We start from the raw sequence: 24,783 nt of genomic DNA, 5'->3' as shown, positions 1-24,783 counted from the left end.
TTACCTATTATCTGTTTAGTTATGTCCCAGTCTTTTTCTGATGAAAAATGAAAGTGTTAACATTTCATTTCCTCCTTTAGACGGAAAAACAATATGTTAAGTTGAAAGGGTTTTCGTTGTAAGATAAAAACGTAGTAATCATAATAAATAATTTACTTTAAAATAAATTACTCGGAGGTCGTTAAAATGAAAAGAATTTTATTAGCTTGTTCTTCAGGAATGTCAACTAGTCTATTAGTTTCAAAAATGAAAGATGCTGCAAAAGAAAATGGCATTGAAGCAGAAATTTGGGCTGTTGCTCAAGATAAAGCACAAACAGATATGGAACGTGCAGATGTGCTATTAATTGGTCCGCAAATGCGCTTCTTGAAAAAGAAACTAGCAAGTCAGGCAGAAACAGTTGGAATCCCATTAGATGTTATTGATCCAGTTGCTTACGGGCGTATTGATGGATTAGCTGTTTTAAATAAAGCGTTAGAATTAATCGAGAATTACAAGTAATCATTCGTTTTAAAATGAAAGCATTTACTAATAGAAGAAAGAGAGGATAAACCTTATGAATAAATTTATGGAGGTTTTGGAAAATATCCTGTTGCCAATTGCTGAGAAATTGAACAATAATCGTTATTTAGCAGCATTACGCGATGGATTTATGGTTGCCTTGCCGCTAATCATTTTTGGATCAATTTTTGTTGTAATTGCAAACTTTCCTTTCCTAGATAAAATGATAAGCGAAGATGCATATGCTGCTTATCAAAATGCATTAGGACCAGCATCTGCAGCAACGCTAAGTATAATGGGGCTATTTGTCATAATGGGGATAGGGTATAAACTGACACAGCATTATGGTCTCGAAGCAATTTATGGAGCGGTAGTTGGGGTAGCATCTTTCCTTATCTTAAATCCACAAGAATTAGGGGAAGTAACAGGGGTTATTCCAACAGCAATTCTAGGTGCACAAGGAATGTTCTTAGGAATATTCACGGCATTTATTTCAGCAGAGCTATATCGATTCTTTGTGAAGAAAAATTGGACGATTAAAATGCCACCAGGTGTACCAGATTCTGTATCTAGATCCTTTAGTGCATTGATTCCGATTACGTTAACATTAACGATCTTTTTAATCATTCGCATTCTTTTTAGCTTTACACCATTTGAAACAGTACAAAACTTTATTTATACAATCATTCAAGAACCATTAACTGCTCTAGGTAGTAGCTTGCCAGCAACAATCGTAGTGGTATTATTAATTCAATTATTCTGGTTCTTTGGTTTACATGGTCAAATTATTATGAACTCTGTACTTGATCCAATTTGGTATGCATTAAATGATCAAAACTTTAGTGCTTTCCAAGCAGGAACAGAGCTTCCAAATGTTATCACAAAACAATTTATGGATACGTTCCTAGTTGGTATGGGTGGTACTGGAATGACGTTGGGTGTTGTCATCCTTATCTTCTTAATTGGTAAGAGCAGACAAACAAAAGAACTTGGAAAATTAGGTGGACCAGCAGGAATCTTTAACGTAAATGAACCCATTATCTTTGGATTACCAATTATCATGAACCCATTAGTTCTAATTCCTTGGTTATTAGCACCAGTAGTAGTAACTATTATTACGTATCTAACCATGTCAGCGGGAATTGTTCCGAAACCAGCAGGAATCATTGTTCCATGGACAACACCAATTGGTATCAGTGGATTTTTAGCAACTGGTAATGATTGGAGAGGGGCAGCACTGCAAATCTTTAACTTACTTGTTGTAATGGTGATTTGGTGGCCATTCCTTAAAGTTCTAGATAAAAATTATTATGAAACAGAAAAAAAAGGATAAGAAGTAAGAAAGATAGAAGTAGGATTTTAAATTAAGAGAAAGGGGTTTTTACCTTAGTTAAGCTTAAGTGTAAAATCCCCTTTGGTTTTAGAAATGGAGTGACAGGGATGGAAACAGATAACAAAATGACAGAAATAGCTTTTCAAATTATTCTCTTTGCTGGAAATGGACGTTCATGTGCAATGGAAGCAATACAAGAAGCAAAAGAAGGGAACTTTGAAGAAGCGGATCGATTAATAGAAGAGTCAAGTACAGAACTTGGTAAAGCACATGGTTTTCAAATGAGACTACTCCAAGAGGAAGCGAGCGGAAATGGTGCTGGTGTGAATGTTATTTTAGTTCATTCTCAAGATCATTTAATGACAGCTATTACTGTTCGTGATTTAGCTATTGAAATAATTGAGATTTATCGTAATAAATAATTTTGGAGGTTTCTTAAAATGACTGTTCAATACAAATTTCCTGAAGGTTTTTGGTGGGGAAGTGCCACATCTGCAACACAAATTGAAGGCGCAGCAAATGAAGCAGGAAAAGGAAAAAACATTTGGGACCATTGGTATGAGGCAGAACCAAATCGCTTTTTTAATAATGTAGGGCCGGAAACTACTTCTAATTTCTATTATCAATACAAAGAAGATATTCAATTGATGAAGGAAATTGGTCATAATTCTTTCCGCTTATCTATTTCTTGGTCTAGATTAATTCCAAACGGACGGGGAGAAGTTAATCCAGAAGCTGTAACTTTTTACAATAATGTCATTGATGAATTATTAGCTAATGGAATCGAGCCATTCGTTACCCTGTATCATTTCGATATGCCGCTAGAAATGCAGAACATTGGTGGATGGGAAAATCGAGAAGTAGTAGATGCATATCAAGCGTATGCTTTACAAGCCTTCCAACTATTTGGTGATCGTGTGAAAAAATGGTTTACATTCAATGAACCGATTGTTCCAGTAGAAGGTGGATACTTATACGATTTCCATTATCCGAATATCGTAGATTTTAAGAAGGCTGCACAAGTAGCCTACCATACGGTTTTAGCTCATGCTAAAGCAGTTCAAGCTTTTCGAGGATGGAATAAAGACGGAGATACAAAAATAGGTATTGTCTTGAATTTAACGCCATCTTATCCAAGAAGCCAGAATCCATTTGATTTAAAAGCTGCAAATATTTGTGATTTATTCTTTAACAGAAGCTTCCTAGATCCTGCTGTTCTTGGTGAATATCCAGAGGAATTAGTAGAAATACTACGTGAACATGGACAACTACCAAATGTAGAACAAGGTGATTTAGAATTAATGAAAGAAAATACAGTCGATATTCTTGGGGTTAACTATTATCAGCCACGCCGAGTAAAGGCAAAAGAACATTTGCCGAACCCTTATAGTCCATTTATGCCAGAGTGGTTCTTTGATTCATATGAAATGCCAGGTAGAAAGATGAATCCTTATCGCGGATGGGAAATCTACGAAAAAGGTATTTACGATATCATGGTAAATTTAAAGGAAAACTACGGGAATGTGGAATCATTTATTTCCGAAAATGGCATGGGAGTTCAAGATGAGGAACGTTTCTTACAAGACGGTCAAATTCAAGACGATTATCGAATTGAATTTATTGAAGGTCATTTACAATGGCTGCATAAGTCGATTGAAGAAGGCTGCAATGTAAAGGGCTATCATTTATGGACGTTCATGGACAACTGGTCTTGGTCTAATGCATATAAAAATCGCTATGGTTTTATTTCTGTAGACATAAAGACACAACAAAGAACGCCAAAGAAAAGTGCCTATTGGTTTAAAAATGTAGCAACTAATAATGGATTTTAGAATCAATAGTTAATATTTCTGATATAATTTTTTAAGATATAAAAGATAGGTTCTGATCAAGGATTAAGATCAGAACCTTTTTGAGTAAAGTTGTTTTCTATAAGATTATTATTTCTAGTGATGAAAAATTTTCAAATAGCATGTAGCAGCCTTATTATATATGTAGACTCTTACGGGATTAGTGGAGAAAGGTAGTATGTGAAGCCTATAGAAAGTGAAGGGTATGTAGGCTGCATTTAATAGTAATACACCTTGTTATAATAATAGGAAGAAATTATATTCATATAGAAATATTTGTAAATATATTAAAGGAAGGAGACCTTATTTTGTTAAGCTCCCGAATGAAACAAGTTTTACGTGAATTATTGGCAGCGGATACACCTCTGACAGGTGAGTACTTAGCTACCGTTAATCAAGTGACAGCTCGTACAACGAGAGAAGATATTAAAAACCTGGATGCTATATTAAACAACCATGGTGCGAAAATACTATCTGTTATATCAAAGGGCTATACATTGGAGATTTGGGATAAATCGGTCTTTCAACAATATCTACATTCTATATTTGTAGAAAACGCACTATCTCATTCAGGCATTCCCAAAACCCCAGAGGATAGAGTGACTTATATTATTATTCGTTTTTTACTAAATGATCATTATCTTAAATTGGATGATCTTGCAGATGAGCTGTATGTGAGCAAGTCTACGATTCAACAAGACATTAAAAATGTGAAAGAAATTCTGCAAAAGTATGACATTACCCTAGAGGCAAGACCAAATTATGGACTTAAGGCAGTTGGGGATGAAATCAAGGTGCGATTCTGTTTATCGGAATATGTACTTGATCGAAAAAAACAAACAACAAATACTATAGACAGTCCGCTACCATCAATTTTAGATGACGAAAATATGAAGCAAATCCAAGAAATTATTTTAAGACAAATAAAAAAATATCAAATTACCTTATCTGATATAGCTATAAATAATTTATTAATTCATATTGTTATCGCCCAAAAACGAATTGTCAGTGGTCATTATGTGGCATTATTTCATGCAGATATGGATGAAATAGAACAACAACGGGAATTTCATGTTGCAAATGAAATTGTCAAAGAAGTAGAGGAACTATATCAAATTAAGTTTCCACAAGCAGAGGTTGCTTATATTGCCATGCATTTACTTGGAACAAAGCTGGTGACACAGAAAAAAGGTCATATCGATCATGTAATTGAAGAAGATATTCTTCAGTTAGTGAACTTTGTCCTGTCAAAAATAGAAGAAAAATTAGATTTAGGGATTGAGAAGGATGAAGAGCTTATCTTTGGGATGAGCATGCATCTAAAGCCTGCTGTCAATCGAATTAAATATGGCATGAATATTAGGAATCCAATGCTGCAAGAAATTAAGAATAATTATCCACTCGCCTATGAAGCGGGAATTATAACGGGGCTCGCAATTAAGGAATTCACAGGAATTGAAATGGATGAGAATGAGATTGGCTATTTGGCTCTCCATATTGGTGCAGCGATGGAAAGAACCAAATTACAATCTGGCCCAAAGCGTTGTTTGGTAGTATGTGCTTCTGGTCTTGGAACGGCTCAGTTAATTTATTATCGCCTAAAATCTTATTTTGGCAGTAATTTAGAGGTAGTTGGAACTACAGAATTTTATATGCTCGATCAATATAATTTAACTGAGGTTGATTTTATCGTTAGCTCTATTCCAATTAAGGAGAGATTTGATGTTCCAGTAATTGAAGTAAATGCAATCCTAAAGGAAAGTGATTTAAAGGCGATTGAAAAATTTATTGTAACGCAAAGCAATCATCAGCCGATTGAATCTTTTTTTCTCCAGGATCTTGTCTTTTTAAAGAAAACATTTCATACTCAAGAAGAAGTTTTAACTTATTTGCATACACAACTCATGGAGAATGGTTTAGTGGGTAGCCCATTTTTAGATGCAGTATATGAACGAGAAAAAGTAGCGCCAACTTCTTATGGGAATTTGGTTGCTATCCCACATCCAATTACCCCACAAACAGAGAAGACCTTTTTATGTGTTTGTACGTTAGAAAAGCCAATTGATTGGAATAACAATCCTGTTCAAATTGTCTTCTTGTTATGTGTAAAAAAGAATAGTCAAGAAGATTTGCAAGAAATGTATGATGTTCTCGGAAAATTTATTGAGGACCATACAAGTGTTCATAAAATATTAAAAGCAAGCTCCTACGAAGAGTTTATGCGGATAATGAAAGAATCATAAAGCTTATTATTAAATCAAACACCAGCAAACAGGAAGGCACCACAAAGGAATCCAAACTCCAACTCCTTTGTGGTGTTTTTTTCTTTAATCTATAATTGCCCAGTAGGCAGGTTTTACCTTGTAGTTTTTATCAAATACAAATGGTGCATCGACACCCACGCCATTATTGTACTGCTCGGCCCGATCATTTAACCATGTATGGTTATCAGCGATGCCCCAGAATGTAACGCTACTAATTTTATCATCTAAGCTTTCAAACAAGTTAAATAATTGATTATATCTTTCTGCTTGTGCTTCAAAGCGATCAAGTGGTATTTCTTCATACGTTGGATAAGCTGGTGTTGGCGGCCAGCCATAAAGGCTGACATCTAGCTCAGTAATTTGATTATCTAAACCAAGCCCAGCAAATAAATTAATGGAAGCTTCAATATCAGAGATAGAGGGCCAGCCAATTTGAATATGGGACTGGTGACCAACGCCATCAATTGGTACTCCCTGTTTTAACAAATCTTGTACAAGATTATATAAACGGTCTCTCTTTGGATTGACCTCTGTGTTGTAATCATTGATATATAGTTTCGCATCCTTATTGGCATACTTTTTGGCTGTCTTGAAGGCTACTTTTATATAATCTGTTCCAGTAATTTTAAACCATGGAGATTCTCTTAGTCCTTTTTCGTTAGCTGGATTTCCATCATCAATAACCTCATTGACAACATCCCATGATTGAATATCATTCTTATATCGTTTAACAATCGTTTTAATATGGGTTTCTAATCGCTTTAATAAAAGCTTCTTATTTTTCTCTTGTTTTTTGGGATTAGTCTCATTTACCATGGGCTTTCCATCTTTATCAAGGAAAAACCATTCTGGTACTTGACTATGCCAGATGAGGGTATGAAAACGAAGTTCCATGCCATTCTTTTTAGCAAATTGGACAATTTTATCAGCTTCCTTGAAATTGAATTTTCCCTCTACAGGCTGAATATTAATAGGTTTCATCACATTTTCTGCAACAATGCTGTTAAAATGCCGTTTTAATACAGCTGCATCTTTTCCTTCTAGTTGATAGGGTTCTACAGCAGCACCAATAGAGAAGGAATCTTGATATCTTGTGCGAAGCTTATCTGCTTCTAATGCATGTAGAGATTCTTTAGCCGCGGCACTAGACATTCCTGCAGGCAATAATAAAGTGAAAGCTAATCCAGTAATAATAGATGAACGTAAATGTTTTAGCATATTTAGGTCTCCTTTTGTGATGATTAATGAAAAGCCGGCTTTATGAACAAGAATGAAATAGTGGGTGTTCCTTACTTAACATAACAGCTCCGTTACGAAAAAATGTAATCGTATACATTTGGTTTTAGGTGAATGGTTGAAGATATTCTTTTGAAGAAATCCATGATGACATACAAGGTGGAACAGATCAGTTAACAGAACGCAATCCCCTCCTTACCAATAAGTGCATGATGATGGAATATTTTAATTTTGAAGGATAAGGAATATCTAAGTCCTTATCTAGACAAAAGTATAGCAAGGTTTAAATAGTTTGTATATGTAACGAACTAAGTTTTTTGTAGAATACGGAAAAATGAATCTTTTGTTCTAGGAAAAGATATCTAATGCGATAGTTTCTTAGGAACTGTTGAAAACGCAAATAAGCGGGGATATACCTACTTCGGTATATTCCCGCTTATTGATGAAATAGTTCTCTATTATTCTCCTACGTCAGCCCACTTATATTCATATGTTGCCCCGAATGGGTTCACGAACACATTTTGAACTTTTGGTGAAACTAATTGTGCTCTAGAAGCTTGGTAAACAGGTGCAATTGGTGCATCTTCAAATAATAGTTTTTCTGCTTTCAGGAAGTTGTCGTAACGAGCAACATTATCTGTTGCAAATTTTGTTGCAGTATCGCCAACTAGCTGATCGTATTCTTTATTAGAATAGCCAGTCTTATTGTTTCCGCCATCTGTAATCCATAGGTTCATGAATGTATATGGATCTAGGAAGTCAGGGCCCCATCTAGAAAGTTGAAGCTCATATTGCATATTGGAATCTAAATCCAGGCGTTGTTCTTTTGGAACTTGTTTAATGTTAACTGTTAAGCCTTCTAAGTTTGTGGAAAGCTGATTAGCAACATATTGAATTAACGTTTTCGTTGTTGCATCATCATCTGCTAAAAACTCAAGCTCAACTTTATCTGTGCCTAACTCTTCTAATCCTTTTGCCCAGTATTCTTTTGCTGCTTCTAAATCATATGTTACAAGATCTCCGCTTACTTTACGGAAGTCCTCACCAGTTTCTGGCATTGGAGTAAAATCAGTTGGAACAATTCCATTCGCAACGATAGAACCATTGTTTAAAATTTCATTAACTAAAGCATCTTTATCAAATGCACGGCTTATTGCTAGGCGAATGTTTTGATTTGCTAAAGCTTCTGAAGTTGTTTGGTTAAATTTAAGGAAGTACACAAATGTATCAGCTGAAACTACATAATTCTCATCTGTTGAGTATTGGTCAACTAGATCAGATGTAAGATCCATTCGATCAACAGATCCTTTTTCATATAGGTTAAGCGCAGTTTGTGGATCTTTTACTACTTCAAATGTTAGTTTATCCATGTTTACTGTACTTGCATCCCAATAATTATCGTTCTTTGCAAGTACCCATGAATTACTTGTACTATCCCAATTAGACATGGCATAAGGTCCATTTGCTAACAAGTCTTCAGAGCTTGTTGCAAATTTATCCCCTTTTTCTTCTACAAATTTTTGGTTTAATGGTAAGAATGTACCGAAAGTAGTTAATGTTTCAAAATAAGGTGTTGGATTTTCTAATTCTACAACAAGTGTATAATCACCGTCTGCTTTAACGCCTAATTGGTCAACAGCCAGTTCTCCAGTGCTGATAGCAGTAGCATTTTTGATTACACCATTCATCATATACGGACCATATTCTGATCCAGTATCAGGGTTAACAGCACGTTGCCAAGAATATACGAAGTCATTTGCTGTAACTGGGTCGCCGTTTGACCACTTAGCATCTTCTCTTAATGTAAAAGTCCAAGTTAAACCATCATCACTTACTCTATGATCTGTCGCAATTCCAGGTGATGGTTGTGTATCTTTATCTAAACGGTAAAGCCCTTCCATAGTAGCGCCTAAATAGATAAAGGAAGATTCATCTGTCGCTAAAGATGGATCCATTGACGGAATCGCTTCTGGATTTAAAAAGTTAAGGACCTTTTCACCTGATTTGCTTTCTTTATTGTCTGCATCTGTTGAAACGTTGGTATTATCTCCAGAGCATGCTGCTAAGACACTTAGCACAAATGCAAAAGTGAGAAGCAATAACCAATTTTTTCGCTTCATGAAGTATTCCCCCTAATTTGTATTGTTTAATTCTGAATATTGTATATGTAGTGAACATTCAAAACTATAAAAATTATTATACCTATTAATTAATGGACTTGTAAAGTTATTGTTGGATAATTATTGAAGAGATTAGTATATTTGGATCTATTTTTCAGGTTATTTATTCATATTTTTAAATAATAGGGAATTTTTTTATTATTCAAAAGATAATAAAGGGGATGGTATAATGGTTTTAAAAATTATTCATATCTATTTAAAAGGTGTAAATTTATTTTGAAATGAACGAATAAATATTTTTATCGTCAAGGATATAGGAAAGAGAGGAATTAGATGAATTATCGTAAAGCGACTGTTGATGATGCCAACTTACTAATGGAATGGAGGAAAATCCAGTTAGTAGAGGAGGGGATTAAAGCAGATAAAGATATTGATAAAGAGTTAGAGGCTTTCTTTCAAAAGAAATTAGCAGAAGAATCTCTTATTCAATGGATAGTAGAAGAGCAAACGGAGATCATTGCAACAGGAGCAATCGTTATTTATGATTTTCCCCCTTCCTATACTAATAAGAGTGGAAAAAAAGCTTACGTGACCAATATGTATACGAAAAATGATTATCGTGGAAAAGGAATTGCTACTGGTTTATTAACGAAATTAGTAGATGAAGCAAAAAGCTTAGGCATTACGAAAATGTGGCTTGGTGCATCAAAGCTTGGCAGGCCTGTCTACAAGAAGTTCGGCTTTAAAGAAACAGATGAATGGATGGAGTTAGAGTTATAAAGTGGAATGAACGAAGGGCTGTTCTGTTTTTAGAGTGCAGTCTTTTTTAGTTATCAAGAGGGTTTTAATTAAATAGGACTTCTCAGAGCCGGAAAGTGAGAAAAGGAGAAGAGAAAGGTAACAGAGAGAGCTTTTCAGAGCCCGAAAGCACGAAAAAGCGAAGAGAGGGGTAACAGAGAGAGCTATTTTAGCACAGGGATCAGCAGAATTCTAACAAAAACCCCCTCCTACTAAGCAGAATTCACACAATAAAAAGGAGCTCCTCAAAAAGGAAGCTCCTTTACAAACACAACTATTAGTTACGGATTAAATAATCAAATGCGCCTAATGAGGCAGTTGCACCTGAACCCATGGAGATAATAATTTGTTTATAAGCACTATCTGTACAATCTCCAGCAGCAAATACACCTGGAAGACTTGTTGCACCATGCTTATCAACAAGAATTTCGCCCATTCTGTTACGTTCAACTGTACCTTCTAACCAATCGGTACTAGGCACTAGACCGATTTGAACAAACACACCTGCAAGTTCGATATGTTTTTCTTCACCTGTTTCACGTTCAATATAAGTAATACCGTTTACCTTATCAGTACCAGTAATTTCTTTTGTTTGAACATTTTTAAGAACAGTAACATTAGGTAGGCTATTTAGACGATCTTGTAAAACAGAATCAGCTTTTAATTCTGGCATAAATTCAAGAACTGTTACGTGTTTCACAATCCCTGCTAAGTCGATAGCAGCTTCAATTCCTGAGTTACCGCCACCAATAACAGCAACATCTTTTCCAGTGAATAATGGGCCATCACAGTGTGGGCAATATGCTACGCCTTTATTTTTGAATTCTGCTTCTCCAGGTACACCAACATTACGCCAGCGAGCACCAGTTGATAGAATAACAGATTTACTTTTTAGAATCGCGCCATTTTCTAACTCGATTTCGATTAAGTCTTTCTTTTCTAAGCGTTTAGCACGTTGAAGATTCATTACATCAATGTCATATTCTTTCACATGCTCTTCAAGACTTGCTGCAAGCTTAGGACCTTCTGTTTGCTTCACACTAATGAAGTTTTCAATAGCTAAAGTATCCATGATCTGGCCACCGAAACGTTCAGCAACGATACCAGTACGAATTCCTTTACGAGCAGCATAGATTGCTGCACTTGCACCAGCAGGACCGCCCCCAACTACTAATACATCATAAGGATCTTTGTTAGCAAATTCTGAAGCATCAGCTGTACTGCCCATTTTCGCTAAAATTTCTTCTAACGACATACGACCACTGCCGAATGATTCTCCGTTGAGGAAAACAGTAGGAACTGCCATGATATCCTTGCTTTCGACTTCTTCTTTAAAAGCGGCCCCATCAATCATTGTATGCGTGATTCCAGGGTTTAAAAGACTCATAACATTCAATGCTTGTACAACATCCGGACAGTTATGGCAAGTTAAGCTAATATATGATTCAAAGTGGTAATCACCTTTGATTGCTTTAATTTGATCCATTACCTTTTGATCTACTTTAGGAGCTCTACCACTTACTTGAAGTAAAGCTAATACTAAAGAAGTAAACTCATGTCCAAGAGGGATACCAGCAAAAGTGATTCCAGTATCTTCTCCAACGCGGTTTACGCTAAAGCTTGGTGTTCTTTCTAATTCAGTAGTTTCTACTTTGATATGTGATGACATGGTAGCTAGTTCATCCACTAGGGCTAGCATGTCACGGGATACTTCATCAGATCCCGTGCTAACCTTAAGAACTACATCGCCTTCCATCATTTGCAGATATTGATTCAGTTGCCCTTTAATTTCGTTATCTAATAACATATAGAGCCACTCCCTTAAATTTTACCAACAAGGTCTAGGCTTGGTTTAAGTGTTGTGCTGCCTTCTTGCCATTTAGCTGGGCAAACTTCACCTGGATTGTTGCGAACATATTGTGCAGCTTTGATTTTGTTTACTAGAGTGCTTGCATCACGGCCGATACCATCTGCGTTGATTTCAACAGCTTGAATTTTACCATCTGGATCGATAATGAATGTTCCACGATCTGCAAGACCAGCTTCTTCATTTAAAATTTCGAAGTCACGAGAAATTCTTTGTGTTGGGTCACCGATCATAATGTATTCAATTTTACCGATTGCATCTGAATGATCATGCCATGCTTTATGAGTGAAATGAGTGTCTGTTGAAACAGAATATACTTCTACTCCAAGGTCTTTTAATTTTGCATATTCATTTTGTAAATCTTCTAATTCAGTTGGGCATACGAAAGTGAAATCAGCTGGGTAGAAACAGAAAATACTCCATTTACCTTTTAAGTTTTCTTCTGTTACTGAGATGAATTCACCGTTATGAAATGCTTGAGCGTTAAATGGTGCAACTTCTTTTCCGATAATTGACATTTTTAAATTCCTCCTATTAAAAATAAATTTATTACTAGTTTAGACGAATAATCTAAACTTATGCAAATAATAATAATTACAATTCAACATTTATTATTATATAAACTTAATTATTTTGTCAAGGATAAGGTGTTACTTAATTATAATTATTTTAATTTTAATGGACTGTGTATCCTGTCTAATTTGTAAAATAGTTAATAACATTAGCACTGAGATTAAATTAATATCGCTTTTTAACCGTTAATTTTCATTTATTAAGGTTTTTTCTCAATTAAGGTAAATTTAATTAATCTATTAAACATTTAATGAATTTGTTTAAATCTATGATTCGGATGGATGGAGCAAATCTTTTTAGTAGGTTTGTGATTTTACATTGGAAAAAACACAAATTACAGGAGGAATATACTGAATAATAAGAAAAATCATTATGGCTCTAAATCATTCTTTTGAATAGGCTGTTTTCGTAAAGTTTGTTGCGATTACCCGCAGCCGGAATACACTTCGCTTTCCGTGGGGCTCGCGCTGAGCCTCCTCAGCTTCGCCTCCGGGGTCTCAGACTGTCTCGCTAATCCCACAGGAGTCTTCGTGTATTCCGGCTGCTCCATTTTTCCAACTAATTGTTTTTTCCTATTGAAATAACAACAATCCTTTAGAAAACAGCCTTTGAATATCATTCATGTATACATTATATAAACGGTAAATAGTAATTAATAAGAAAGCGATTCTTCTTTTCATAATTGTTTAAATGAAGGAGAAGATAAGTATACATAAAAAATTGGTGGGAGACAATATGATAGGTAAAAGTCTGAAGATAATCTTAGTGCTAGCTGGAGTCTATCTCCTTTATATTGTAGTTTCCTGTGTTATCGTACCTTCTTTTCATGAGCCCAAGGCAGATTCCTCTTGGAAGCCAAAGATTGATCTCAATCAGAATGATATAAAAGGAGTGTCACCAGACAAAGTGGTATTACTTCAAGATAGGGAAGACTCAGGTTTGGCCAGGTTACAGTTGATAAAGAATGCAAAAGAATCTGTTGATATTTCTACTTATGCAATTCATAAGGGACCATACGCCGATTTATTTTTTGGCTGTATATTTGATGCTGCCAATCGTGGTGTGAAAGTGCGGATCTTATTAGATGGAATAGTTAATAAATTCAATCAGGATCTACGTTTATATAGCTATGCAATATTTGCTCATCCGAATATCGAATTAAAGTATTATGAGCCACTTCATTTAGGGAAGCCGTGGACATGGAATAATCGATTTCATGATAAGCTTTTTATCATTGATGAAGAGGTTGCGTTAGTTGGTGGCAGAAATATAGGGGACAAATACTTTAGCGCGGCAGGCTCTAAAGGAGCATCAAATGACCGGGATGTGCTCGTTTTCACAGAAACAAAAAGAAACAAGGCCAGTGTATTAACACAAATGGCAGATTATTATCAATTTGTATGGGAACATCCATATACGGAGAAGGCAGTGAAGAAAATATCCCACAGAAAGGAAGCGTTAGGAAAGAACAAAGAGAAAGAGGCTCTTCGATCATTAAAAAATGCGAAAGATATCTATCCGTTACCGATCAATAAAGACATAGATTGGAAAAAGGATGCCTACCCAGCAGAGAAGGTATATTTTCTCTACAATCCACATCAACGAATCAATAAAGATCCACTTATTTGGAAAGAACTTGTTTCTTTAAGTGAACAAGCAACAAAGTCTATTTATTTAGAAAGTCCATATATCGTTCCGACTAAGAAAATGCTTGAGTATGTAGATTCAGAGAAGATAACAGTTAATCATTTGAAGGTACTAACGAACTCTATTGCTTCCACTCCAAATTTGCTTGCTTTTTCTGGTTATTGGTTTAATCGAAAGGAAATTATTGATTCGGTTGATGAATTATTTGAATATCAGGCAAAGACAGAATCTCTTCATGGAAAAACATATATTTTTGATGGGAGAATTAGTTTAATTGGTTCTTACAATTTAGATGCTAGAAGTACTTTTTTAAATACAGAAACAATGATTTTAATTGATAGTAAAGATTTTGCTCATTATTTACAAAAGGAATTAAATAAAACAATCGATCAACATAGTCTTCAAGTTTTAGAAGATGGAAGCTATAAAAATGATAATAAAGTAAAGGAATCAGAGGCAGCTATTTGGAAGAAGTTAGTCGTTAAGGCCTTGTCTTATGTTGTAAAACTTGTCGATTTTCTTGTTTAATTATCCTACTTTTAATTGGGCAGTAAGACCCAACTGTAAGCTATGGAAAAGCGAAGAAGCTAGGTGGAGGATGAGAAAAACCCTCCACTAATGGAAGTCTACTTTTTATTTCCTAGAAAATAAAAAGTAATAGTAATAAAGGCAAGAATCGTCTAAAAGCCTCCGTGTTTCACGTGAAACACGGAGGCTTTTAGGAGGGTTAATAAAGAACCATATTACCTGTTTCTTTTGCATGTGTTTCTGCCTTTTTTAACAAAAACACAGAGGAAATACATAATAATAGGATGATTGTAAGTAAGAGTGAATATTGTCCAATCATCTGGGTGAAATTTTTTCCGTTCAACACTAAATCCCGGAATATTTCTAGTACATAAGTTAAAGGGAAAAGGTATGCGATTGCTTTTCCCCAAATTGGAAAGGCAAGCACAGGAATACGGACACCGGAGAAGAACTGCATGGGCTCTTCAAAGATGGTAAAAAGTATTCCCGCATCACGGGAAAACAGAAATACAATATTTAAGAATCCGCCCCAAACAATAGCAGATACACTAAGAAGCAACAGTGCTAATGGAACATGAGTCCAATAAATATCAGCTGCTTTTCCTGTAACGACAAGCACTAATAGGATGAAAGCAGTAAATAGCCATACTGCTTCTAGAAGGTTTCCGGCAGCTCTAGCAAACATGATCATCAAGCGGTTTGCAGGAGTTAGAAAGATAAGCTCAAGTGTCCCTGCTTGGCGTTCATAGCTCATATTCCAAGCGGATTGGACTAGGCTCCAGAAAAAAATATAGCCCAAGTAGCCAGTTAGGAGAAACATTGTAATTTGATCAACATTCATATAGGCTGATAAGGGACTAGAGTCTGTTAAGTTAAAAGGCTTAAAAGAATAATAGGCGGTAACAAATAATAAAGCAGGCCAAAAAAGCAAGGAAAAATAAATCAGCTTGTTATGAAAATTATGCCTATGACTTTTTACCATCTCCGCATATAAAATAGTCAACATCTTCATGCCGATTTCTCCTTTGCTAAGGTGAGAATCGCATCTTCTAATCGAGGACGCTTCAGCTCAAGTTTAAGAATAGAAATGGCTTCATTCATACAAATATTAATAAAGAAAGAAGTAGGGTCAAATGGTGCATCTATATGAATAGAGGTACTGTCTGTTAAATCAGTAAACTGTATAGTACAATTTACTAATTCCTTTTTGATTTTGTTTTGCAAAGCAACAGATAATGAGCTTGTTTCTATCATCAAATGATAGTTTTTTACAACGGAAGCAATAATTTTTTCTGGTGTATCATGTAAAATAATGGTTCCCTTTTCGATAATATAGACACGATCACAAAGCTCTTCCACTTCCTCTAAATAATGGCTAGTTAATAAAATTCCTTTATTCTCTTGACTAGCTAGGTCTTTTACTAATCCTCTTAATTGTTTAGCTACTGGTGCATCTAGACCGAGAGTAGGCTCATCAAGGAATAAATATTTTGGATCATTAATAAGCCCTCTAGCAATCTGTAGCCTTTGTTTCATTCCTTTGGAATACAGCTCGACAGGAACATCTTTTGAATCGGATAAACCAACTTGATCAAGAAGGTATGCAATTCTCTTCTCTAATTGGAGACCAGAAAGTTGATACAATTTTCCAAAATAACGGAGATTTTCTTCTCCAGTCAATCTCCAATAGAGCATTCTTTCTCCTCCGGCAATCATGTTAATCTTCTTTTTTACTTTCATTGCATCTTTTACCGCGTCGTCCCCATCAACAGTTATTTGACCTTCTGTTGGATTTAATAAAGTACTTAGCATTTTTATTGTAGTTGTTTTGCCAGCCCCATTTAAACCGAGTAAGCCAACAATTTCCCCCTCATTAATCGATAAATCTAACTTTTTTACTGCACAGACAATTTGTTTTTCTGAGCGAAAAAAGTTCTTTCTTTTTTTTATCGTGTAGTATTTACTAATTCCTTTTGCTTCTATCATTTTTCTTCACTCCTTATCCAAAGTGCTTTTCTAATACGTACTTCTCCATTCTTTTCATTAAATACGAGCCGATGGGCAAATAAATCAGTCCGAGGATGACCATTTTTAGTAATGGGGTTAATAGGTCGTTTATTGCAACCCCCTCAATCCAAACCATTCGTAAGGCATCTACTCCATAGGTAAGCGGCATTATGTGGCTAATCCATCTCACTCCTTCTGGTAAAAAGTCACTAGGGAAAGTGATGCTGCATACAAGCCCCATAAGAACAAATAGCGTATTTTGTGTAATATATGTATCTCTAAAAAAGAGCATAAAGGAGCCTAATACTAATGCCATCGAAAAGGTAGATAGGATCAATATGGCAAGAACAATTAACACATGAAACCAGTTAATTTGCTGTAAATGCAAGCCAAATAAAGAGCCAATAGCAATAATAACGAGAAATTCCATCATGATTCTAATCAATCCTTGAGCAACATATCCGAGAAAATAACCTTTTCTTGTTGAAGGTGTTAGCAATAGAGATTCTAGAGTGCCCTCTCTTAGTTCTGTAATGAGTGTGCGACTCGTAATCATCAACAGAGATACAGAAAACGAATATAATAAGCCTCCTAAAATACAGTAAGAAAGGTAATCATTTGTGCCCGCATAAGCAGAGAAGCTAGATGATAAGTCCCCCTTAAAAACAAAGAAGTAGGTCAGATAGGCAAAGATAATTATATAAATGGCACTTAATATATGACCTAGAAAAAAAGACCAAGGAAAAGCTCTTCTCATAACGAGATAGTTTCGCCAAAAGGTGGCAGAAATACTCAACCACATTTATGTATCCTCCTTTTGACCAAGGGAAGGCTGATCAAAAAACTGGTTTAAGTCGACCTTCAATTGGTCTAATTTTGGCAAATTCGTTTTATAAAAGACAAAATGTCCGTGTCTTTCACCAGTAATTAAATTTGCCTTTTCTAATATTTTTAAATGCTTAGAAATAGTCGCTTTTGCAAGACCTGTAGATTCAGATAATTGTTGTGTACAAAATGGATGTTCTGACATTTGTTTTAATAACTGTAACCTTGTTTTGTCTCCTAATGCAGCCAGAACAGAAAGCAAGTCCACAGGTACAATATCTTGCTTGTTCTCTGCCTGATTAGGAAAGGGAACATGTAAATAAACAATGATTGTCGGCACTTCCAAACCAACTAAGAGATGTGGAGCAATAAAGCTGGATGGATAAATCGTCAATGTTTCTATTTCTTCATAAGTAAAAATCCAGGTATCTGCTTTATAAAATCGTATCGACTTTTGATCAAGCTTAAAGCGAGGATGGATAGAGTTCATCGCTTCATATGGATTAGCCTCTATTGCTTTTTTTAACTCATAAACAGACTTAATTAACCATGGTTCCATTCGATACAATTCACGGGCAAAATATGTTTGATGATAATCATAAAGCAAATCGCATAGCTGATTTCGGTAATAATTAGGCTTCTTTAGTAACTTTTGTTCCATAACATTTGCTTTTGTGTGTATTCTTTTACCAAGAAGGAAAGCGATAAATTGGTTTTCCGGAAGCATGCGTAATCGCTCAATTGCTTCTTCCACATGCTTCTCTTCCAATAAAAGATAATCGTCTAAATCGAGAAAATTGAGCCATCCATTGCTTAGTTCACCAAAAAGTTGGATCATTTCCCATAGCTGATTCGGTATTTCTTTTTTTATTTGTTCTGCCCATTCGAGCCTCGTCAGGTGGTGGGCTGGATTGTATATAACATGTAAGCTTGTTAATAATTCACGGAAGGGAGAGTAAATAATACGTACATGTTTTTTAATCCAAAGGTTTAGGTTATCCATGGATCTCTTCCTTTTACTTTAATTCGCTTTTGGGCGAATCAAATTTATAATTTTGCAAAATTATTCAGTATTTTATATAGAGAGGAAGGATTTGTCAATGGAAAATTTGGGGAATGTTGTTTTTTAAAAAGATGAAAGTGAAGGAAGAAGAGGGAGGAGTGGTGCTCATCAAGAGGATGAAAACCAAAAAAGCAAAAGCCCGAGGGAAAAGAGGTGTTCATAAAGGGGATGAAAGCCGAAAAAGCAGAAGCCTGAGGAAAAAGTGGTGCTCATAAAGGGGATGAAAGCTGAAAAAGCGGAAGCCTGAGGAAAAAGTGGTGCTCATCAAGAGGATGAAAACCCAAAAAGCAAAAGCACAAAGGAAAAGTGGTGCTCATCAAGAGGATGAAAGCCGAAAAAGCAGAAGCCTGAGGAAAAAGTGGTGCTCATAAAGGGGATGAAAGCTGAAAAAGCGGAAGCCTGAGGAAAAAGTGGTGCTCATCAAGAGGATGAAAGCCGAAAAAGCAGAAGCCCGAGGGAAAAGAGGTGTTCATCAAGAGGATGAAAACCAAAAAGGCAGAAGCTCGAGGGAAAAGAGGTGTTCATCAAGCAAATAAAAGTCAAAAGTGCAATGCTCAAGCGAAAAAGAGGAGTCCATCAACAGCAAATACCAAACCTGAAACTACTCCCACCTCAAAAACAAAAAAGCTACCTAATTAGGCAGCAATATTAAACTACTATCTCACTCATTAAAACATGTAAATTTCCTTCTATGTCACGGAAAAAGGCCATCCATGTTTCTGTAGTCTCCATCTTAGCGACAAGATGAGGCTCACTTACAACGGCGACTTCGTTTTTTATTAATTCCTCAAAAGCTGTTTTTATATTCTCTACTTGAAAATAAATAGTGGAACTCGGATGATCGAATTCCTTATTTTCTGGGAGACTGATAAGTAAACGTAAGCCGTTACAATCAAAGAAGGCCATATTCTCTGTTTGAAATAATAGGGATAACCTTAACTTTTCCTTATAAAAGTGAATGGCATTTTCTATTTTTTTTACGATTATGCCGATTTGACCAACTTTTTGTATCATGGTGGTTCTCTTTTCAGAATGGCATTTTCTGATAAATAAATTATACATAGAAGTATTACCAATATCTATCAAATCTCTAATAGAGGATTCACTTCAGAATAGTAGAGGTATTTTACATATATCTATTTTTTTCTACACACTCGTAGCACTTGAACCGTTCATCCTAATAGGAAGAGAAGGGAGGATGACGATGTTTTCCCTAAGTGATCTTGATAAATTTGCATGGGCCTTTTTCGTCATTTTGCCTATTGTTAGCTTTATTCATGCTGTTGGACACCATTTTTTTGTTTGGCTATTTGGCGGAAAGGGTGATTTGATCGTTGGCAAGGGTAAAGAGATATTTTGTATTGGTCCCATCCATATTCGTTTGTTTTATTTTATAGACGCAGCTTGTCATTATAAAGGGATTGAGAAAAAAAAGAGATGGCAACGAATTTTAATTCATGGGGGAGGCAGTTTATTTAACTTATTAACTGTTTTAGTGATTAATTTCTTAATCATTCAGGATATTTTACCAAGAAGCTCCTTTTTCTATCAGTTTGCGTATTTCTCTTTTTACTATATCTTTTTTGCATTGCTTCCTTTTGATTATGGAGAAAATGCGCCAAGTGACGGCCAAGCAATTCTTTTAGCATGGAAAAAAGGAAGGTAAGAGAGAAAGTGACTATTTTCGGAATACTTATTACTCCTTTTGGGTACATGACAATAAACCCGAAGATCTATAGAAGGAGGAATAATGTTATGTTAAATCAAGCAAGAAAAGAGTTTAGTATAGTAAAAGGAATTGCTCCTAATGTTAATCAGGATGCTTTATTTAATGATAAAAGAAAGGTATTTCTATTTGGATCTCCGAGTTATACGAATATGGGAGATCAGGCAATAGCATATGCGGAAGAAAAATTTATTGAAAATTGTTTTCCATACTATGAATATATTGAAATTATGGATTATGCAACAGATGAAGGAATAGAGCTAGTTAAAAAGATTATTAATGCAGACGATATTGTTTGTTTTACAGGTGGAGGAAATTTAGGAAGCTTATATGTAGATATTGAAGAGGATCGCAGAAAGGTAATTGAGTCATTTAAAGATTATCGCACGATTGTGTTCCCACAATCAGCCTTTTTTGAAGATACGGAGGAAGGGAGAGCAGAAAAGAAAAAAAGTCAGGAAGCATATAACCAAAACCCTAATCTAACATTAGTAGCAAGAGAGAAGCAGACTTTAGAAATTCTGAAAGATACTTTCCAAGCAAATGTGCTGTACACTCCGGATATGGTGTTATCTCTTTCCATTGAACCGAGGGACCTTGAAAGGGAAGGTGTTCTATTTGTCTTAAGAGCGGACAAGGAAAAGGTCACGGAAGAAAGTTTTGTGTCTGATTTAATGAACTTAGTAGGAAAAGATAATCTTGTCGAGCGAACAGATACGGTACTTTCAGAGGTTGATGTGATCGATTATGCGGACCGAGAAGACCAGTTATTGAAAATGTTTGATAAAATTGGTTCGAAAAAATTAATTATTACAGATCGCCTGCATGCCATGATTTTTTCTATTATTACTAAGACCCCTTGTCTAGTATTTGGGAACAGCTATGGAAAAGCGAAGCATTCTTATAATGATTGGCTACACGAACTATCTTTTATTGAATACACCGACAATAAAGAATTAAATGGGCTGCCATCTATCATTGAAAAATTACAAAGTGCTGAGCCGAATAAGATTGACGTAAGAGAAGATTTTCAAGTGCTAAAGGATTTTTTTAGAGGGTAAACCTATTTTATTTTCGATGTCTCAACAACGCTTAAAGAGAAAAGTACTATCAATAAAAATTGTTGATAGTACTTTATCTTTAAACATTGTTGGGCATTTTTTTATCTTTGTGAAACGTTTCTATATATAAAATCAAATAATACGATTAGAAAACGCTTGCAAAGCAATAATTCGTGATATATACTTACTTATATCGAAACGTTTCTATAAAATTCATCTAAAAATGGAGGAAACAAGAATGAATTTCAAAAAGAAATTTGCATTGCTAGGAACCACAGCACTACTTGCAGTTGGATTAATGGCGGGATGTTCTGATAGTAAGAATGATGCTAGTAACTCAGAAGTACTGACAGTTTGGGGGATGGGTGATGAAGTGAAACAACTCCCTAAAATGGCAGAGGAATTTACAAAAGAAACTGGTATTGAAGTTAAAATTCAAGCAATTCCTTGGGCTAGTGCTCATGATAAATTATTGACAGCGGTAGCTTCGAAACAAGGTCCTGATGTACTTCAAATGGGTACTACTTGGATGCCGGAATTTCAAGCAGCTGGTGCACTAGCTGATATGGGGGAATACATCGATAAATACGATAATTTAAACCCAGATAATTTTTTTGAAGGTTCAGTAGAAACAACAAAGTTTGATGATAAATATTATGCTATACCTTGGGCTGCAGAAACAAGAGTTTTATTCTATCGTACAGATATTTTAGAATCTGTTGGATATACAGAGGCACCTAAAACGTGGGAAGAACTGGAAGATGCAGCAAAGAAATTATCAGAACGAGGAGACAATATGTATGGCCTAAATGTAGACTCTAAGGAACAAACATTAGGCTTCATGTTTGCACGACAAAACGGTTCTGATTTATTGTCTGATGACGGAAAGCCACATTTTAACGAGGCACCGTTTGTAGAAGCAGTTACGTATCTAAATGATATGATTCAAAAAGGTTATGCACCTAAGCAGGACTTAGGAATGGATGTTTCGCAAACGTTCTCAGGCAATGCTATTGTACCAATGTTTATTAGTGGTCCATGGATGGTAAAAGCGGTTAATGACACAGTGCCAGATATTGAAGGCAAATGGGCAACTGCTGTTCTACCTTCTGGTAAAGAAAATAATTTTTCAAGTCTTGGCGGTTCTAATTTAACAATATTTGAACATTCAAAGAAAAAAGATCAAGCGGCACAGTTTATTGATTTTATGGTGAAAAAGGAAAATCAATTAAAATGGTTAGAATTAACGAATGCAATGCCTACAGTAAAAGAAGCATGGAATGATGAAAAATTAGCTGGTGATCCATTATATCAAGTATTTGGAGAGCAAATGGAAAATTCTCGTCCAATGCCGTTAATTCCTGAATTTGAAGAAATTGCACAAAACTATTTGAAGCATTTTGAGAAAATTTATCTAGGTGGAGAAGATGTACAGTCAGAACTAGATGCGTTTAATACGGAAACAGAAAAAGTTTTAAGCAAATAAACGAGCAGAGAGGAGTATCTCAAACTTTGGAGGAAGCTATCTAAATACTAACGGTTCGATCAGAAGTAATAAAAAACTGATCAAATACGTTAGAAAAATAGAATCTTCCTTCTAGGAGATGCTCCTTTTCTATTTAAAGTAAAGGAAGTGCTTTAAAATTGAGAAACTTTACTAGTAAAAGAGCCCCTTACCTATTTATATCTCCTGCATTGCTCTTACTAATGTTGTTTTCCTTAATTCCAATTGTTGTAGCATTTTTTATTAGCTTTATAGATATTAGTTTAGTCGGATTAGCAGATTGGTCACAAATCAATTTTGTGGGATTAAGCAATTATAAGGAAATTTTAACAGACCCTGTTTTCCTTAAATCAATTGGAAATACCTTATTTTATGTGGTTATTGGTGTACCTTTAGTTATCGCTTGTTCTTTAGGTATTGCTGTCATGATTAACTTTGGAGAAAATAAGATATTTCAATTTTTCCGCTTAATTTTTTATACGCCATCTATAACAAATGTGGTCGCTGTAGCAGTAGTGTGGAGTTATCTTTATAATCCAAGCTTTGGGTTTTTAAACTATTTGCTATCCCTGATCAATGTTTCTCCGGTTCCGTGGTTGCAAGATCCAACGATGGCAAAAATTTCATTAATTATTCTCGCTTTATGGAGAGCAATTGGTACGAATATGATTATTTTTTTAGCAGCTCTTCAAGGTATACCGAAAGAATATTATGAGGCTGCTTCATTAGATGGAGCTAATCGACGCCAACAATTATTTCAAATTACGATACCGATGCTTAAGTTTGCTACTTTCTTTGTAACTATTACTACTATGATTGGCTGGTTACAGTTCTTCGAAGAGCCATTTATTATGACCAATGGTGGACCTTTAGATAGTACTACTTCAGTTGCACTATTTATTTACCGGAACGGGTTCCAATTTAGTAAGTTTGGTTATGCGGCAGCAGGATCATTTATTTTATTTATTGCGATTATTATCGTTACATTGATTCAATTCCGCATTCAGCGTAAGAGTGATGAAGAATCAATATAGGAGGAAATAGCTATGAATACATCTCTAAAACAAACGAGAACTTCGAAGTGGATTGTTGGAATTATTCTTACAGTTGGCGGATTTTTTATGGTCTTACCATTTATTTGGATGATCCTTTCTTCCTTAAAGACCGATGCAGAAATTATGCAGTTTCCACCAACCATTTGGCCACAGGAGTTTACCTTAGCTAATTTTAAAGAACTGTTTTTAGCGTTTAACTTTGCAGTGTATTTAAAGAATACATTAATTATCGTCCTTTGCTCATTTGGCGGATTAATTTTAAACGCGATGGCGGGATATGGATTTGCAAAATATAACTTCAAGGGAAAGAATATTTTATTTTATTTAGTGCTTGCAACGATGATGATACCTGGGCAAGTCACAATGATACCAGTTTATTTGATTTTGAATGCAATGGGCTTAACGAATACAATGGCAGGTATTGTTCTTCCGGGATTAGTTGGAGCTTTCGCTATTTTCTTATTCCGTCAATTTATGTCTACCATATCGAATGAGTTACTAGAAGCAGCTAGATTAGATGGTGCAAGTGAATGGAAAATATTTTGGAAAATAATAATGCCGGTTTCACGCCCAGTTATTGCAGTACAAGGAATACTGACTTTTATTGGTGCATGGAACTCCTTCTTATGGCCGTTAATTATGGCAAATGATGAGAAATACTATACTTTATCTGTTGGTTTACAACTATTAAAAGGACAATATGCAAGTAATTATGCCTTACAGATGGCAGGTTCTACTTTTATGATTATTCCAATCATTATTGTATTCATGATATTCCAAAAATACATCCTGCAAGGATTTAATGTATCAGGATTAAAGTAAGGA

Annotated in this window: 21 protein-coding genes; 12 read left to right on the top strand and 9 right to left on the bottom strand. The window is 35.2% G+C overall.

The genetic code is table 11. The annotated features are described in order from the left end of the window. Positions 1 to 186: 186 nt before the first annotated feature. The 5 genes from HHU08_RS23795 to HHU08_RS23775 all read left to right on the top strand — a co-directional run bounded on the left by HHU08_RS23795 (position 187) and on the right by HHU08_RS23775 (position 5,927). A complete protein-coding gene (locus HHU08_RS23795) occupies positions 187 to 501 on the top strand; it encodes a PTS sugar transporter subunit IIB (protein ID WP_016201565.1) in 315 nt (104 codons plus the stop codon). Positions 502 to 556: 55 nt separating this feature from the next. Beyond that, on the top strand, positions 557 to 1,834 hold the full coding sequence (gene celB / locus HHU08_RS23790; protein ID WP_169189480.1) for a PTS cellobiose transporter subunit IIC: 1,278 nt from the start codon (positions 557 to 559) through the stop codon (positions 1,832 to 1,834). A 107-nt stretch (positions 1,835 to 1,941) separates the two neighbouring features. Further along, entirely contained in the window at positions 1,942 to 2,256 is a 315-nt protein-coding gene (locus HHU08_RS23785) for a PTS lactose/cellobiose transporter subunit IIA (RefSeq protein WP_224427584.1), read from the top strand. Between the two features lie 18 nt (positions 2,257 to 2,274). Beyond that, complete coding sequence (locus HHU08_RS23780) at positions 2,275 to 3,666, top strand: glycoside hydrolase family 1 protein (RefSeq protein WP_169189479.1); 1,392 nt, start codon at positions 2,275 to 2,277, stop codon at positions 3,664 to 3,666. Between the two features lie 326 nt (positions 3,667 to 3,992). Further along, positions 3,993 to 5,927, top strand: a complete 1,935-nt coding sequence (locus tag HHU08_RS23775) for a BglG family transcription antiterminator (RefSeq protein ID WP_169189478.1) — start codon at positions 3,993 to 3,995, stop codon at positions 5,925 to 5,927. An 84-nt stretch (positions 5,928 to 6,011) separates the two neighbouring features. Here the strand turns inward: HHU08_RS23775 and HHU08_RS23770 are convergent, their stop codons facing one another. Both HHU08_RS23770 and HHU08_RS23765 read right to left on the bottom strand, forming a co-directional pair. After that, positions 6,012 to 7,166: an endo-1,4-beta-xylanase gene (locus tag HHU08_RS23770; protein WP_169189477.1), complete on the bottom strand. Its 1,155-nt coding sequence runs from the start codon at positions 7,164 to 7,166 to the stop codon at positions 6,012 to 6,014. Between the two features lie 476 nt (positions 7,167 to 7,642). Then, complete coding sequence (locus HHU08_RS23765; RefSeq protein WP_169189476.1) at positions 7,643 to 9,304, bottom strand: peptide ABC transporter substrate-binding protein; 1,662 nt, start codon at positions 9,302 to 9,304, stop codon at positions 7,643 to 7,645. A gap of 333 nt (positions 9,305 to 9,637) precedes the next feature. On the opposite strand from HHU08_RS23765, the gene HHU08_RS23760 reads away from it, so the two are divergent. Continuing rightward, on the top strand, positions 9,638 to 10,084 hold the full coding sequence (locus tag HHU08_RS23760) for a GNAT family N-acetyltransferase (protein WP_169189475.1): 447 nt from the start codon (positions 9,638 to 9,640) through the stop codon (positions 10,082 to 10,084). A gap of 295 nt (positions 10,085 to 10,379) precedes the next feature. On the opposite strand, the gene ahpF is transcribed toward HHU08_RS23760, so the two are convergent. Beyond that, positions 10,380 to 11,909 carry an alkyl hydroperoxide reductase subunit F gene (gene ahpF / locus HHU08_RS23755; RefSeq protein ID WP_016201573.1) on the bottom strand — a complete coding sequence of 510 codons (1,530 nt, stop codon included), beginning with the start codon at positions 11,907 to 11,909 and terminating at the stop codon, positions 10,380 to 10,382. A gap of 14 nt (positions 11,910 to 11,923) precedes the next feature. Then, entirely contained in the window at positions 11,924 to 12,487 is a 564-nt protein-coding gene (gene ahpC, locus HHU08_RS23750; RefSeq protein ID WP_016201574.1) for an alkyl hydroperoxide reductase subunit C, read from the bottom strand. 790 nt (positions 12,488 to 13,277) lie between these two features. Here ahpC and HHU08_RS23745 point away from each other — a divergent pair. Continuing rightward, positions 13,278 to 14,717, top strand: a complete 1,440-nt coding sequence (locus HHU08_RS23745) for a phospholipase D-like domain-containing protein (RefSeq protein ID WP_169189474.1) — start codon at positions 13,278 to 13,280, stop codon at positions 14,715 to 14,717. 199 nt (positions 14,718 to 14,916) lie between these two features. Here HHU08_RS23745 and HHU08_RS23740 read toward each other — a convergent pair whose 3' ends face one another. From HHU08_RS23740 to HHU08_RS23720, 5 genes are all read right to left on the bottom strand, one after another. Continuing rightward, entirely contained in the window at positions 14,917 to 15,729 is an 813-nt protein-coding gene (locus HHU08_RS23740; protein WP_169189473.1) for an ABC transporter permease, read from the bottom strand. Then, positions 15,726 to 16,703: an ABC transporter ATP-binding protein gene (locus tag HHU08_RS23735; protein WP_169189472.1), complete on the bottom strand. Its 978-nt coding sequence runs from the start codon at positions 16,701 to 16,703 to the stop codon at positions 15,726 to 15,728. Before HHU08_RS23735 ends, HHU08_RS23740 begins: the two co-directional genes overlap by 4 nt. A gap of 13 nt (positions 16,704 to 16,716) precedes the next feature. Further along, complete coding sequence (locus HHU08_RS23730) at positions 16,717 to 17,526, bottom strand: ABC transporter permease (RefSeq protein WP_101728938.1); 810 nt, start codon at positions 17,524 to 17,526, stop codon at positions 16,717 to 16,719. After that, entirely contained in the window at positions 17,527 to 18,552 is a 1,026-nt protein-coding gene (locus tag HHU08_RS23725; protein ID WP_224427580.1) for an ArsR/SmtB family transcription factor, read from the bottom strand. It lies immediately after the preceding gene. Positions 18,553 to 19,260: 708 nt separating this feature from the next. Continuing rightward, positions 19,261 to 19,626: a VOC family protein gene (locus tag HHU08_RS23720; protein WP_169189471.1), complete on the bottom strand. Its 366-nt coding sequence runs from the start codon at positions 19,624 to 19,626 to the stop codon at positions 19,261 to 19,263. 190 nt (positions 19,627 to 19,816) lie between these two features. On the opposite strand from HHU08_RS23720, the gene HHU08_RS23715 reads away from it, so the two are divergent. The 5 genes from HHU08_RS23715 to HHU08_RS23695 all read left to right on the top strand — a co-directional run bounded on the left by HHU08_RS23715 (position 19,817) and on the right by HHU08_RS23695 (position 24,780). Then, positions 19,817 to 20,278: a hypothetical protein gene (locus HHU08_RS23715; RefSeq protein WP_101728937.1), complete on the top strand. Its 462-nt coding sequence runs from the start codon at positions 19,817 to 19,819 to the stop codon at positions 20,276 to 20,278. 89 nt (positions 20,279 to 20,367) lie between these two features. Then, complete coding sequence (locus HHU08_RS23710) at positions 20,368 to 21,399, top strand: polysaccharide pyruvyl transferase family protein (protein ID WP_169189470.1); 1,032 nt, start codon at positions 20,368 to 20,370, stop codon at positions 21,397 to 21,399. 238 nt (positions 21,400 to 21,637) lie between these two features. Then, positions 21,638 to 22,885 (top strand): sugar ABC transporter substrate-binding protein, encoded by a 1,248-nt coding sequence (locus tag HHU08_RS23705; RefSeq protein ID WP_169189469.1) that lies wholly within the window; start codon positions 21,638 to 21,640, stop codon positions 22,883 to 22,885. A 221-nt stretch (positions 22,886 to 23,106) separates the two neighbouring features. Further along, positions 23,107 to 23,937, top strand: coding sequence for a carbohydrate ABC transporter permease (locus tag HHU08_RS23700; protein ID WP_407939873.1), 831 nt, complete (start codon positions 23,107 to 23,109; stop codon positions 23,935 to 23,937). A 12-nt stretch (positions 23,938 to 23,949) separates the two neighbouring features. Beyond that, entirely contained in the window at positions 23,950 to 24,780 is an 831-nt protein-coding gene (locus tag HHU08_RS23695) for a carbohydrate ABC transporter permease (RefSeq protein WP_016201586.1), read from the top strand. Positions 24,781 to 24,783: the final 3 nt, after the last annotated feature.

Origin of the sequence: Niallia alba (genome assembly GCF_012933555.1) — a bacterium.
In the GTDB taxonomy this organism is placed as follows: domain Bacteria; phylum Bacillota; class Bacilli; order Bacillales; family Cytobacillaceae; genus Niallia; species Niallia alba.
The sequence above is the reverse complement of the archived record's forward strand: the minus strand, read 5'-3'. Positions and strand labels throughout refer to the sequence as shown.